Here is a 13,766-nt window from a genome sequence, read left to right as displayed (position 1 = left end):
TGTAATAGCATGAACAATCTTTCTATGATTAATATTCAGCAAGAATATAACCTTGAAGTGTTTCATGCAGAACTCACAGTTGATGGTGTGGCATTTAATGAGTGGCTTGCTGAGTATATAAATAAGAATACTCGGTTCAGAAACCTAGGTGTTGAAGAGCTAGGACTGAGTCTAAACCTAGATTTATATTCCGATACTAAGATCGTTTGGTACTATTTAGGGCAGTTAGGTGACGGTAATATTAGCTATGTACCATTATTAGTCTGCCCTGAAGATAATGATTTGTCTTGTACCACCATTGCCACTGAACAATATATCATCGATGATAAAGTGGTATGGAAGCGTTTTGGACTGCTTACAGGTTCAATCGAAAAGCAAAATCCAGATGCTATAGATTGGTTTGATACTGTACCTGAATTAACGTTTGCTAAAGATAATTTTGAAAAGGTGTTCAGTCAGTTTATGAAGGACTTTACTGAAGCTTATCAACACCGAGATGAATTTGTAGATATTAATTTTCCAACGAATTTTTGTATTAGTTGATACTTATACTGACTGAAGTCACATAAAACTAAGCTTATATAGGATAAACCATGAAATATATCAGTACCCGTGGTCAGACAGCGCCGATGGATTTTAGTGATGTGTTATTAATGGGTCTTGCCCCAGACGGTGGTTTGATGTTGCCTGAGCACTATCCGAATATTGATAGTGCGACGCTTACTGAGTGGCGCACGCTAAGCTATCCACAGCTGGCGATGGCGATTATGCAGCGCTTTGCGACTGATATTCCTGTGGCTGATTTGCAAGACATTATTAAGCGCACTTATACCGCTGAGATATTTGGCTCTGATAAGATTGTTCCTGTCCGTAAGCTTGACAATAATTTATATATTTTAGGACTATCAAACGGTCCGACGTTAGCGTTTAAAGATGTTGCCATGCAGTTTTTGGGTAATGCTTTTGAATATGTGCTTAAAAGAAAAGACGCACGTATTACCATCATTGGTGCGACCAGTGGCGATACCGGCAGTGCAGCAGAATATGCCCTACGTGGTAAAGAAAATATCGAAGTCTTTATGCTGTCACCGCATGGCAAAATGAGTGAATTCCAGCGCGCGCAAATGTATAGCTTGACTGATAAAAACATTCATAATATCGCCATCGAAGGCATGTTTGATGATTGCCAAGATATTGTTAAAGCGCTACAACAGGATGCTAAGTTTAAAGCGGCTTATAATCTAGGTACGGTTAATTCTATTAACTGGGGTCGTATCCTAGCGCAAATCGTTTATTATTTTAAAGCTTACTTTGCCGTGACTTCAAGTAACGATGAAAAGGTTAGCTTTAGCGTGCCATCAGGCAACTTTGGTAATATTTGTGCCGGTCACATTGCACGTGAAATGGGGCTGCCAGTTGATCGTCTAATCGTCGCGACCAATGAAAACGACGTTTTAAACGACTTCTTTAATCAAGGTGCTTATCAGCCGCGTCCGACTGATAAAACTTATATCACTTCAAGCCCATCGATGGATATCTCAAAGGCTTCTAACTTTGAGCGTTTTGTTTATCTCTTATTAGATAAAGACAGCGCCCGTGTTCATGAGTTATTTGAAGGGGTGAAATCTGGTCAAGGTTTTGATTTGCCTGACCTAATGGAGGCGGTCAACACTCGCTACGGTTTTGCTGCGGGTAAATCTACTCATGCCGACCGTCTCGACACTATCAAAACACTTTATGAGCAGCATGGAGAGTTGGTTGATCCGCATACCGCTGATGGTATCAAGGTTGCCAAAGAGCTACAGCGCGAAGGTGAGGTGATTGTCTGTGCTGAGACCGCGCTGCCAGTGAAATTTGCAGATACGATAATCGAAGCGATAGGTCAAATAGAAATCGCACGCCCAGCCCATACCGAAGGCTTAGAGAGCTTACCGCAACATGTGGTGGTGCTTGATAACAGCGCTGAGCTGGTGGCTGAACAAATCCGTCAGCATGTGATACCAAATCCAGCATAAGTCAAAGTGGATTTTAATACTTATTTTCATGAGGAACTCTATAAATTTCAATGAGGAACTATAGAAATAATATTCATATAAAAGTTACGCCATTGTAATAAAGTGTTTATGATTGTGTTATGGTAGATATAATTGTAATATTAGAAACAGCGTCGGCGACTCATCATTTTGCTAGACGCTTTTTTAGTAATCATACCAGCCAATTACACTGAACAGCTGCCCTATAAGCGTCATGATAATCGTACAGTTAAGTCCTTTTACGACCCTCATTGCTTGTCACTATTTTAATGACAGTCAAAGATTAAGGTTAAGTAATAGATCTAAATGGTACTAATTGTGGCGACAACAGCGGTACATATTGTGGATATAACAATGAAGATGAGCTTAAAAACGATAGCAAAAGCACTGTTAATCACGACATTTAGTAGTGCAATGCTAATGAGTGCTGCCCACGCTAACAATCCACCACCAGCCATCAAAGCGGATGCGCCCAATCGCTATATCGTCAAAAAAGGCGATACGTTGTGGGACATATCAGGACGTTATTTAGACAGTCCGTGGCGCTGGAAAGAAATCTGGGCAACCAATAAGCAAATCAAAAACCCCAATCTTATTTATCCTAACGACATCCTTATCTTATGTGTGATTCAAGGTAAAACCTTAATTGGTGTTGATACTGGCGAAGGTTGTGCTGGAGTCGAAAAGCAGTTAACGGGTAACGTGGTATCTAGCACAGTTTCAGTCACTTCAACAGCCAACAGTATTCCACCGCTTCCGTGGTCTGCTATTCAACACTGGTTAGATAAGACAGTCATCGTTAATCCACAAGATTTTAATACCACGCCTTATATATTGGCCTCTAAAAAAGGCAACTTAATTACCGCCAGTGGCGATAAAGTGTATGCCAAAGGTGTGCCACTGATCGTCGGTCAGCGTTATGGTATTTACCGTGAAGGAGAGCTATATGTTGAGCCAAAAACCCAAGAAGTTATCGGTTTAGAGGTCACGCAAGTTGCGACGGGTTTGGTTACTTCGACAGAAACCAACGGCGTCAGTAGTTTGCAGCTCACCGACAGTTACGACAAAGAAGTACGTGAAGGTGATCGCGTATTCGTTGAGTTGAATAACTCTATCCCACCTGTGTTTTATCCAGCCCCTGCAACGGTCAGTCGTGGTGGTATGATTGTCCGAGTCATGGACTCAATCAGCTCAGCGGCGAAGGGTAGTGTCGTTGCTATCAACTTAGGTAGTACCCATGGTGCTAAGCCTGGTGATGTATTGACTGTCTATCAAAAAGGGGCCTTGATCCGCGATACCAAAGACAATGACACGCCAGTACGCTTACCAAATGAGCCAAGCGGTATGGTCATGGTATTCAATACTTTCGATAATATTAGCTATGCTTATGTGCTTGATTCAGAGCTACCATTAAATGTCGGCGACCAGCTGTTACCACCGCCATATCTATAAATGAGTACGCTATAAGTGAGAACATGCTTATTTTTGGACGGGATATACTAACTTAGCCTATATGAGCTAGATGATTATGATGGCAGTTACTTCTTCTTTATCAGATGAGCAGCGCGCAGTACTGGCGCTGTGGACTGAGGTGAATGCATCATTATCTGCTTATCATAAGCTCATTACTTCTTTTGGCACAGCAGAGCTTGCTTGGTACGCCAAAGTAGATGCTTGGCGGCAATTGGGTATTCATCATAGCCATCTTGCCCGTCATGAACAGCCAGAGCATACGCAAGCCAGTATCGATAAGATTCAGCAAGCGCTCATCGAAGGGCGCTATGGTCTGCTATTCGCCGACCAGCCCGATTATCCTGCACAGCTCTCGCAAATCTATGACCCACCGCCTTTATTATTTTACCGAGGCAATAAATCGCGTTTGCGTCAAGCGCAAATTGCGATCGTCGGTAGCCGAAAACCCACTGCCCATGCCCAAAAAATCACCTTTGATATCGCACAATATTTGGCGCAAGCTGGTTATATCATCACCAGCGGTCTTGCCATGGGTGTCGATAAACGAGCACATCTAGGCGCTTTAGCACAGGCAGACGCTGAATATCAAGGTCGAACGATTGGGGTAATGGGTACGGGTATTGAGGTCAATTATCCCAATCATCATGATAAATTGTTTGCCCAAATAATTGAGCAAGGCGGCTGTATTATTAGTGAATTGTTGCCGCATACAATGCCACATAAGCATACGTTTCCACGGCGCAATCGTTTGGTCGCTGGATTGAGCTTAGCAACGATTGTGACGGAGGCGACCACTCAGAGTGGTTCGCTGATTACCGCGCGTTTAACCTCGGAACAGGGTAAGCAAGTTTTTGCCATTCCAAGTCATATTGATAATAGCAATGCTGAAGGTTGTCATCACTTAATACGTGAAGGCGCGACCTTAATTTATCATCCACAGCAAGTGCTAGAAGACGTCAATGCTCAGTTGGATTATGATAATAATAGCTATCGACCAGCAAAACAGACAGTCAGTACTAATCATAAGCCATCGCATAGTCTTCAGTCTTCGAATACTGTAGAAACAGCTCTTGCTACAGCGAGCCAACCAATACCATCTAATATAAAGTCTCCTAGGAGCGCTATCGTCGTACCAGAGCATTTAACGCTTGTGTATGAGCAGCTTGATTGGCACGGGCAGGATTTAGATGCGCTAATTATCGCTACCAAACTTGCTACACCGCAGTTGATTGGACAGTTGATGGAGCTTGAATTATTAGGCGTCATTAGCGTGCAAGGCGGACGGTATTTGCGCGTCTAAAATCGTACTTGCTATCGCTTTAGGCTTTTCACTTATCTATTTTCAAGTGATTGACGACAGTACAATCTAGGGCGTGTCATCAATTAGATTATGAGGCTTAAAATGAGAAAAATTGTAGATAAACAAGGAAGAAATTGCCGTTAATATGAACATATTGACAAAATTGCTGACGATGTTTAGCAAAATTTAGCCATTTTAAGACCACTAAACGTACTAATGTGCTAATTGATGACGCGCCCTAGGTAGCTGCTAATAAGGTCGCTTTAAACTTCGCTGCCCTAATTTTTCTTAGTCTTATGTTATGATGAGTGCTTAAATTTCTACCTTTTTGAAGCCTTCAAGCCATGGAAAAATCCACATCTTTTAATACTGACTCTGTCATTCAAGCTGCCAAGTGGCTTAAAGAAGGACAGCTACTTGCTTATCCCACCGAAAGCGTTTGGGGTATCGGTTGTGACGCTTATGACGAAGCAGCCGTTCAACGTATTTTATCTATTAAACAGCGTCCACAAGCCAAAGGTATGATCGTCATTACTGACAGCGCTGAGCGTTTAATGCCGTTACTAGAGCCTTTAGAAGAAGGTCAGCGCCAACAAATCATCAAGAGTTGGCAGGCAGATACTGACAGTATAGAGCTACAAGGTAAGCAAGCCCATACATGGCTACTGCCTATCCCTCAGACACTTGAAAAGACTATCCCTCCTTGGATCACAGGGCAGCATCAAACAGTGGCGGTTAGAGTTATTGCGCATCCTATGATTCGTCAATTGTGCCAACAGTTGGTCGACGTTCAAAATCCATTTGGGCTATTGGTTTCCACAAGCTGTAATCCATCAGGGCAACCGCCTGCTATGACTTTCACTGATGCTTATGGATATTTCGGCGAGCAAATCAGCTACTTGAAGGCTAACACTCTAGGCTATACTTTACCGAGCCAAATTCGTGACGCAACCACGGGTTTGGTTATTCGTTAGCGCATGACAGTCAAACAAGCGATGAGTGTTATCTATTGATTTCACTATTGACAGAAATAAAAGAATAGCGCAAGATAAGTAAATAAAATAATCAAAACTTATAAAGTAGAGTACATATTAATTATGAAACTAAATCCTGTGACCGAAAAATTTATCTTACATTGGGGTGAAATGGGCTCGCAGTGGGGCGTCAATCGCACCATGTCACAGATTCATGCGTTGTTATTCATCATTGGTAAGCCATTAAATGCTGAAGAAATCACCGAAACACTTGGGGTTGCTCGCTCTAACGTCTCAAACAGTATTAAAGAGTTGCAGCATTGGGGCTTAGTACAGAAGGTTTCTATATTGGGTGATCGTCGCGATCACTTCACGACCAATACTGATGTTTGGGAGCTGGCACGCATCATCGTGGTTGAACGACAAAAGCGTGAGCTTGAGCCAACAGTACAGTTCTTACAAGAATTGATGGACAGTCCTGAATTTGAACATGAAAATAATGAGGTAAAGTCACGTATTCGTGATACCCAAGAATTCGTTAGTACCCTAACCACATGGTCATCTGAGATGCTTAAACTGCCCACAAGCATCCTCAAAAAAGTCCTAAAACTGGGCGCTAGTATTAAAAAGGTCTTACGTTAATAGTTAGCTGTGTAATTTAAAATAAAAAATTTGCAATATAATTTCTGTTTTGACAGAAATATATGTAATAAATATAAAAGCCAGCTAAGTTTAAGTGAGATAAGTTTCTATAAAATAGCAGCAACAAAAAATAGTAATAACAAATGGATGTGTAAAATGACAGTCAATCAGACACACGCTAATAAAGAGCCAGCCATTAAAAAGGCTATTGCTGCAGTCGAGTGGCAAGACTTGCGTCAGTTAACGCGCGGTCAAATTGCTTATAACCTCATTTTGCCTTATCCATTTTTGTTGTTGTCTTGGTGGTTCGCTAGCCACTCTTGGTATGCCTTAGCATGCGGGGCTTCTTATTTATTCTTTGCTGCCGCATTTCGCCAAGCACATGATGGCTATCATCATAGCTTAGGGACAGGTAAACGCACGACCACCGCCATATTATTATTGCTCAGCGTATTATTAATGACCAGTTTGCACAGCATTCGAGCCACCCACATGGAACATCACCGCAATCCATTGGGCGATAGTGACATTGAGGGCAGTCTAGCAAAAGGCTCATGGTGGCAAGCGCTGCTCGGCGGGATAACTTATCGACTCGATATTTATCGTCAAGGACTGCGTCTAAGTAGCCGTCGCAATCAAAAATTGGCGTGGCTAGAGTTTGCTTTGATTGGTTTAGTTGTCTTGGTTGCTTTCGTACTGACCGTATTTCCTTTAACTGTTCCTGCTCTGACCATGTTAGCGCAAGTATTGATGTATCACATATTGACCATGATGTTGGCCAATGCCAGTGTTGGCATCATTGCGGTGTGGGGCGTGCATCATGATTGTGATGAGACAATCGCCCGAACTGAGCGCAATCCTTTGGTCAACTTGCTGACCTTTAATTTGCTTTATCACGTAGAGCATCATCTCTTTCCTGCTGTGCCATCCAATCATTTACCTGAGCTTGCCAAGCGTTTAGATGCAGCAACGCCACATCTGACCAAAGAACATGTATTGCCAAGTATGGTTAACGTCATAGATTTTATTAATCATCGTTGGAACCAATTAAAGAATAAATCTCAAAATAGTAATGATAGTGACTGTCCTATTCGTAAGCGTTTTGCTTAATCAGTAGGCAAAACAAAATCAAGATACTTATCCACCAATTATCCACATGAATTTCATTGGCTTTGGCAACACCATATTTATACTGAATTAACGACTAAGGTTAATAGGATAAATATCATGAAAATGAACAATAAAATGAGTGCTTACCCTTATCTATCAGTGATTATTTTGTTTGCAGGGTTTGGTAGCTTAGTTGGTGGAGTGATTGCAGAGCTGGCTTTATTGTTTGTTTTTAGGAATGCGGATTTTGCCCAAATTGGTTACCAGCCATTACTCTATGTTGGTCTGCTTGGTTTTATTCCTGCTTTATTAACGGGTGTTATCGTCGCTTATAAGAATATATGGCGCGGTGATCATAAGAGTCTAAGCACGACATTTTTAGTGGGGTTTATAACGTCGGCAGGTTATATGGGTGCAATCATCCTATATTTAGGCATCAACTCATGGATAGAGGTTGGCGTGCTACTGGCCTTTATGATTGCTATAGGATTGTTTGGCGCAATCAATTCAGCGATTGCCAGCCGCATTGCTTTACCAAAAGTATGTAAAAGTCATTTTGATGTTAGTACTAAAAAAGTAGACGATAACTATAACGGATTAAGTTTTACTAAACGATAAGCGAAAAATATAGGGAGTAGGACATGAATATTTTAATCAGTGGTGGCTCAGGCTTTTTAGGCAGTGCTTTTAGTGACGAGCTTATCAAACGTTATCGTACGCAGGATAAGGACTTACATATTACATGGCTAACACGCGATAGCAGCCAAACGCATCCTGAAGCGATCAGCATGATGACCTACGATGAGCTAGCGAGTTCGGATAAAAGCTTTGATGTTATCTTAAATCTAGCAGGCGCAGGCATTGCTGACTCGCGCTGGAGCGATGCGCGCAAGGAGCAGTTGCTCGCCAGCCGTATCAAGCCTACCGAATCCTTATTGGTATTTATTGAGCGCACCAGTATTAAGCCCAAGCTAATGGTCAGCGGCTCTGCGATTGGCTGGTATGGCGCACAAGGCGATAAACCTCTTACCGAAAGCAGTGATTTTGAAACTGATTTTGCCCATCAATTATGTCATGAATGGGAGCAGTTAGCGCTCAAAGCCACTGAACATGGCGTGCCTGTGGCTATCGTGCGTACGGGCGTGGTTATCCATCCTGATGGCGGGATGCTCGGTAAGTTATTAACCCCATTTAAAATGGGCGTCGGTGGACAGTTGGGTGATGGTAAGCAAATCATGAGCTGGATCAGTCGTGAAGACTGGGTTGGGGCAGTGATATTCATCATTGAAAAGCATCTTGCTAATTATGCGGACACTCAGACTACCGATGATCACTCGTTAGAAACTATCAATGATACGCCAGTGCTGGTGTATAACCTCACTGCGCCTAATCCAGTGACCAATCATACTTTTACCAAAACGCTTGGAGCATGGCTACACCGTCCCACCTTTTTTACTTTACCCAATTTTCTGCTTAAGCTGATATTTGGTGAGATGTCGACTCTATTAATTGATGGTCAAAAAGTAGTGCCGCAAGCATTACAGGACGCAGGTTATGATTTTAAACAGCCAACACTGAAGCAAGCTTTAGAAGAGCAGAGTTCGTAAATCATTAAGCGACTGTTTCATGTGAAACATCATTATTATTTACATGATGCTTTGTTTCATGTGAAACCTAAATAGAGGTGTGTATGAGTGATATTGAGATTAGCGCTACAGCGACAGCATCCAGCTATCCTAAAGCTAAGGTAATAGGAACTTATGGATTGTTGGGAGGTGCGATAGGTGGTCTGATTGTCTGCTTATATATGATTGTGATGCTTGTAATTGACGGTAATATTTTTAGGCAAGAGTTAACAGATATTTTCAAAATGCTATTAGCTTCTATTGTAGGCGGATTCTTTTTTGGTTTGCTCCCTACGTTAGTAGCTGGATTAACTATATGTAAGTTGAAGATAGTCTTTGACTCCATACTAAAAATAGTACCGTTATTCTTCATTGGATTCTTTAGTACTTTTATATTTTCAGTTTGGATTATAGCAACAGATGTTTTTTTAGAGAAAATAATATTTGGATTGGTTCTTAGCTTGATAGGTGGAGCCAGCGCTGTGATTACAGGTCTTATCGCATTACCTAAACACAAATAAAATTTAACTTTAAATTTCATTATTGACAGAAATAAAGTAAATTAAAACAGCCGATTAAATTAAGTGGTCGCGCCAGCAAGACAGCTACTGCTTATCACCAAGTAAGGAGAACATCATGCGTCATCCTTCGTTAGACAGTGTTGAATGGCAAGATTTGCGACAGCTTAGTCTTGGCGAGACTGTTTATAATATTTTCTTATCTTTGCCTTTTTTATTATTGTCATGGTGGAGCGCGTGGCAAGGGTGGTGGTTACTTGCACTTGTGGCGACTTTTTTCTTTTTTACCGCCGCGCTTAGACAAGCCCATGATTGTTATCATCGAACGTTAGGAGTAGGGAAGCTTGCCACTGAGCTCATGCTGTTTTTTCTCAGTATCACGATGCTCTGTAGCACGCATGCTATTCGGCACACACATCTCAATCATCATAGAGATCCACTTGGAGACAGCGATGTCGAGGGTAATTGGGCTCGTCTGCCTTGGTATCAGGCGATATTGGGCGGCGGACTTTTCTCGATTGCGATTCAGTGGTTTGGCTTGACGCATGGTAGCCGCCGCAATCGTATGCTCGTTGCCTTTGATATGCTGCTTATTTTCGCAGTGATTGCCGCTGCTTTTATCACGATGCATCCAATATTGATATATCACGTATTGGTGATGATATTGGCCAACACAATGGTGGGCTTCTTTGCGGTATGGAGCGTCCATCATGGTTGCGATGAGGTGGTATATGCCCGTAGTGAGCGCCATCCATTGATTAATCTGTTGACTTTCAACTTGCTGTATCACATCGAGCACCATCTGTTTCCAGCAGTACCAACCAATCATCTACCAATATTGGCGAAGCGCTTAGATGTTGCCGCACCGCAATGGACGCAGCAGCCAGTCATCCCTCTTTTAGCCGCAGCCAATCAGCACCAACAATCTAGCGTGACTCAAAAATCCAGTCCCCATTCGCATCACTTTGATATTTAGCTATAGTCGGTTCAATATAATTTGGATACAAGGAAGGCGAGAGAAGGTACTACAAATAGTAGACTAAGCGAGCCTGACACCGTATCTGATTCATATAGGATTGACTATATCACTCATAAAGGAGTCGTAAGATGATTATCCAAAACCATATCAACAGCTATAGAGAGCAAGCGAATTTATCCATTACCATATACTACGATGATGCGTGCGTGATATGCAGCACCGAGGCGCATAATATGAAAAAACGTCAACCGGAAAAGATACACTTAGTTCCTGTAGACGAGGGGGTTGATGAGTTGGTAGTCGCAGGATTTAGCCGTAAGGATGCGATGACTTATATGTGTATGCAAGACAGCTACGGCAATTGGTATACGCACATGGATGCCGTACGACTGCTCTACAGAACGGGCGGCGTGAAATGGTCAACGTTGTTATTTTTGCCAGTGGTCAAGCAACTTGGCGACTTCGCTTATCCGTATGTCGCGCGCAATCGATATAGAATCCCGAATTGGGTGACCAAGTTGCTCTATGGCAAAGCGCTGATGCAGGTTTGTGACAATGGCGTCTGTAAAATAGCACCAGATAAACGTTAAAGTACGTTTATTGGCAACCATTTAGTTTTGTGGCAACAACACTCTAGACATAAAACATATGAAGTTTTCGTGGAAAAAAGGAGGCTATATCCAGAGCATCAAATTTTTCACGTAAGATAGCTTTATCTTTATCTAAGCAGACTTGATTATGTGGTTCTTCATTGTTTTCACTCAGTTGCTAGCTGTTATGACCAGCGTGCTTCTCTGCTGGTTTGTAAAGCCAAAAACGACTGCTGCAAAAGCTGTACTGATAGCTGCTGTCTTTATTATTAATAATAGTGCTCTCATTTATGGTTTGACTGAGTTTTGGGGTGAGCGCTTTCACGTCTATTTGGTTGTCAGTATTTTACAAGGTTTTATGCTTTATGCCGCTTTACTAACGGCTGTGCTTGCAGGGGTTTATGCTGTAATTCTTAAACAAAAGCTACGACCAAGAGCCATCCGTACGCTTGCAATGCTGGTTTATGTTGGTATTGTTAGTTTAGCTATATTCAATGCTTACTCACCTGAAGTACATCGATTGACGGTCACGACTGCCAAACCTCTGGATAAGCCAATGAAAATAGCACTCGTTTCTGATACGCATTTAGGTAGATGGTTTGGCAATCGGCAGATAAAGAAAATGGTGAGTCTCATCGATGCGCAACATCCCGATGTCGTGGTTATCGCTGGTGACATTATGAATGACAATACCATTGCTTACGATAATACGAATATGCATGAGCAGCTATCAAAGCTAAAGGCACCGCTTGGCGTCTATGCGACTTTAGGCAATCACGATTATTTCGGCTATGACCAGCAGATCACACAGGCGGTGGAAGAGGCTGGCATCAAAGCGCTTGATAATGAGAGTGTGCTATTAGATGATTCAGTATGGCTGGTGGGGCGTTCTGATGACATCGATCGTACCAGACTGTCAGCAGATGAGTTATTGACACAAGTAGACACAGACAAACCGGTGATATTTTTGGAACATCGTCCTAGCGCGATGGATGAGGTCAGCGCCCTGCCAGTCGATTTGCATCTGGCTGGGCATACCCATGGTGGGCAGATATTTCCACTAACGCTATTGATGGATTGGTTGACACCACTAAACTATGGCAGCAAAAAAATAGCCGATACGCAGTTTTTGGTGACCTCTGGTTATGGCATCGGTCCCGTACCATTTAGACTGGGTACGCGTTCTGAGATTTGGATAATCACGTTGCAGTCTGGTGTATTAGCCATTTAAATAAACAGTGTTACCCTAATGATAAAGCCTCTACTATATCTAAATGGTAGAGGCTTTTATTTGCTGTTAGGCTGGCTGATAGCTACTTTTCTCGTATTGTCAGCTAAAAACATACTGCATCGACGACATCATAATCAAGGATTTTTCATGCGCTACGCATTTTTCATCACCATTTTTGTGCTATTACAGCTCTTTAGTGTCGGTGCAGCTCTAAGCGTGCAATGGTGGTTACAGCCTTGGCAGACAGCAGGTTTGCAAACTTCGGTATGGGTTATTGTATTCGTTATTACCAACGGTTTGCTTCTACTCAGTGTCAATAGAGCATTTAAAAATAGCTATCGCTGGATCAGTGGTTGGATGTTAGTTATGCATTTCATGCTATTGACGGCTTTAGTTACCAGCCTATTTTATGGTGGCTATTGGTTAATCACATCGCTAACTGGTGATGCGCTCGCTACACCGGCTACTGTCGATTTTGGGTTGCGCATATTGGCATTGGCAATATTTATCGGGTTGTTTTTCTATGCCCTATACAGTGCTTATGCGCCTGTGGTACGTGAGTTATCTGTTAATATTGATAAACCTTTGGCTAAGCCTTTACGTATTGTGGTCGCTAGCGATTTGCATATCGGGAGACTGTTTGGCAGTGGTGCAATAGATAGACTGCATCATCTTATGGTAAAAAATACAGCCGATATATTGCTAATGCCGGGCGATATCATGGATGATAATACGCAAGCATTTACTGATTATAATATGGCGAAAAACTTTGCGGAGTTATGCAAAAGCTTGCCGTATGGTGTTTATGCGACATTGGGCAATCATGATTTATACGGGCATGAGCAGCCGATTGTCCAAGCGTTGCGTGCTGCTGGCGTGCAGTTGTTAAATGATGAAGTAATCGGCATCGAGCATGAAGGTCAACCAGTCTGGCTGATAGGGCGTTTTGATAACCATAAAAGACAGCGGGTAGCCACAACCGATCTACTGGCTCAAGTTGATACTACACAGCCAGTGATACTGCTAGATCATAGACCAAGTGATATTGCTGAGCACAGCCAAATGCCGATTGATTTACAGCTCTCAGGGCATACCCATAACGGTCAAATATTCCCCGCCAACTTTATTGTCAGTGCCATCAACCGCTTGGGTTATGGCTATGAAGCCATTGGCAAAGGACACTTTGTGGTGTCATCTGGTTACGGCTTTTGGGGCATTCCATTTCGCTTGGGTTCGCGCTCAGAGATTTGGCTGATCACTTTGAATGGTCAGGTTGGAGATAACGTTTAAG

Annotated in this window: 14 protein-coding genes; all 14 read left to right on the top strand. The window is 42.4% G+C overall.

Going from position 1 to position 13,766, the window contains the following annotated elements; translation table 11 throughout:
* Nucleotides 1-9: 9 nt before the first annotated feature.
* The 14 genes from Q6344_14525 to Q6344_14460 all read left to right on the top strand — a co-directional run bounded on the left by Q6344_14525 (nucleotide 10) and on the right by Q6344_14460 (nucleotide 13,765).
* Entirely contained in the window at nucleotides 10-543 is a 534-nt protein-coding gene (locus tag Q6344_14525) for a hypothetical protein (GenBank protein ID WLG13766.1), read from the top strand.
* A gap of 50 nt (nucleotides 544-593) precedes the next feature.
* A complete protein-coding gene (gene thrC, locus Q6344_14520) occupies nucleotides 594-2,015 on the top strand; it encodes a threonine synthase (GenBank protein ID WLG13765.1) in 1,422 nt (473 codons plus the stop codon).
* 372 nt (nucleotides 2,016-2,387) lie between these two features.
* Entirely contained in the window at nucleotides 2,388-3,485 is a 1,098-nt protein-coding gene (locus Q6344_14515) for a LysM peptidoglycan-binding domain-containing protein (GenBank protein WLG13764.1), read from the top strand.
* Between the two features lie 76 nt (nucleotides 3,486-3,561).
* Nucleotides 3,562-4,806, top strand: coding sequence for a DNA-processing protein DprA (gene dprA / locus Q6344_14510; protein WLG13763.1), 1,245 nt, complete (start codon nucleotides 3,562-3,564; stop codon nucleotides 4,804-4,806).
* A 344-nt stretch (nucleotides 4,807-5,150) separates the two neighbouring features.
* A complete protein-coding gene (locus Q6344_14505) occupies nucleotides 5,151-5,780 on the top strand; it encodes an L-threonylcarbamoyladenylate synthase (protein WLG13762.1) in 630 nt (209 codons plus the stop codon).
* A gap of 123 nt (nucleotides 5,781-5,903) precedes the next feature.
* Nucleotides 5,904-6,422 (top strand): MarR family transcriptional regulator, encoded by a 519-nt coding sequence (locus tag Q6344_14500; protein WLG13761.1) that lies wholly within the window; start codon nucleotides 5,904-5,906, stop codon nucleotides 6,420-6,422.
* A 156-nt stretch (nucleotides 6,423-6,578) separates the two neighbouring features.
* Nucleotides 6,579-7,532: a fatty acid desaturase gene (locus Q6344_14495; GenBank protein WLG13760.1), complete on the top strand. Its 954-nt coding sequence runs from the start codon at nucleotides 6,579-6,581 to the stop codon at nucleotides 7,530-7,532.
* Between the two features lie 117 nt (nucleotides 7,533-7,649).
* On the top strand, nucleotides 7,650-8,150 hold the full coding sequence (locus tag Q6344_14490; protein ID WLG13759.1) for a hypothetical protein: 501 nt from the start codon (nucleotides 7,650-7,652) through the stop codon (nucleotides 8,148-8,150).
* 23 nt (nucleotides 8,151-8,173) lie between these two features.
* A complete protein-coding gene (locus Q6344_14485; protein WLG13758.1) occupies nucleotides 8,174-9,139 on the top strand; it encodes a TIGR01777 family oxidoreductase in 966 nt (321 codons plus the stop codon).
* Nucleotides 9,140-9,222: 83 nt separating this feature from the next.
* Nucleotides 9,223-9,678, top strand: a complete 456-nt coding sequence (locus Q6344_14480) for a hypothetical protein (GenBank protein ID WLG13757.1) — start codon at nucleotides 9,223-9,225, stop codon at nucleotides 9,676-9,678.
* 115 nt (nucleotides 9,679-9,793) lie between these two features.
* Entirely contained in the window at nucleotides 9,794-10,651 is an 858-nt protein-coding gene (locus Q6344_14475; GenBank protein ID WLG13756.1) for a fatty acid desaturase, read from the top strand.
* A gap of 131 nt (nucleotides 10,652-10,782) precedes the next feature.
* Complete coding sequence (locus tag Q6344_14470) at nucleotides 10,783-11,244, top strand: DUF393 domain-containing protein (protein WLG13755.1); 462 nt, start codon at nucleotides 10,783-10,785, stop codon at nucleotides 11,242-11,244.
* A 148-nt stretch (nucleotides 11,245-11,392) separates the two neighbouring features.
* Nucleotides 11,393-12,475, top strand: a complete 1,083-nt coding sequence (locus Q6344_14465) for a metallophosphoesterase (GenBank protein ID WLG13754.1) — start codon at nucleotides 11,393-11,395, stop codon at nucleotides 12,473-12,475.
* Nucleotides 12,476-12,622: 147 nt separating this feature from the next.
* Entirely contained in the window at nucleotides 12,623-13,765 is a 1,143-nt protein-coding gene (locus tag Q6344_14460) for a metallophosphoesterase (protein ID WLG13753.1), read from the top strand.
* The last annotated feature ends 1 nt before the right edge of the window (nucleotide 13,766 follow it).

Origin of the sequence: Psychrobacter cibarius (assembly GCA_030686115.1) — a bacterium.
Classification (GTDB): Bacteria; Pseudomonadota; Gammaproteobacteria; order Pseudomonadales; family Moraxellaceae; genus Psychrobacter; species Psychrobacter cibarius_C.
This window is presented reverse-complemented; position numbering and strand designations above follow the sequence as displayed.